Below are 397 nucleotides of genomic sequence, written 5' to 3'. Positions count from 1 at the left end.
ACCACCACTTGCCACAAAAGGCACTGGGGCATGAAGCCCCAGTCCAAGCACTCAAAAAATGGAAGATGAAAGCTCCTGATTTATTCGTCAAGAACGTGCGTAATCATCCGGGACCCGACAGTTACTCCAGCACCACGGTCTACACCACCTATGGCTATCCACCACCCCCGCGCGTCGAGTACCGCACTGTGGCACCCGCGCCCAACTACATCTGGATTGGTGGGGACTGGTTCTGGACCGGCAACCGCTATGACTGGCGCCCTGGGCGCTGGGCACCCCCCGGCTACCACTATGTGCCGCCCCCACCACCGCGGCCCCATTTTCGGCCGCCGCCACCGCCGGTGCGCCCGGCGCCCTGGCCCTCGCGGCCCGAAGTGCGCCCCGATGACCGGCCCCG

At 65.0% G+C, this 397-nt stretch carries 2 pseudogenes; both read left to right on the top strand.

What is annotated here, in order from left to right:
* Nucleotides 1-119: pseudogene (locus tag SJH88_RS19465) on the top strand (IS481 family transposase); the annotation flags it as partial.
* Nucleotides 96-397 (top strand): annotated as a pseudogene (locus tag SJH88_RS19460) (hypothetical protein); the annotation flags it as partial. The pseudogenes SJH88_RS19465 and SJH88_RS19460, both read left to right, overlap by 24 nt.

This window comes from Comamonas sp. GCA5, from assembly GCF_036541385.1.
Taxonomy (GTDB): Bacteria; Pseudomonadota; Gammaproteobacteria; order Burkholderiales; family Burkholderiaceae_C; genus Comamonas; species Comamonas aquatica.
The sequence above is the reverse complement of the archived record's forward strand: the minus strand, read 5'-3'. Positions and strand labels throughout refer to the sequence as shown.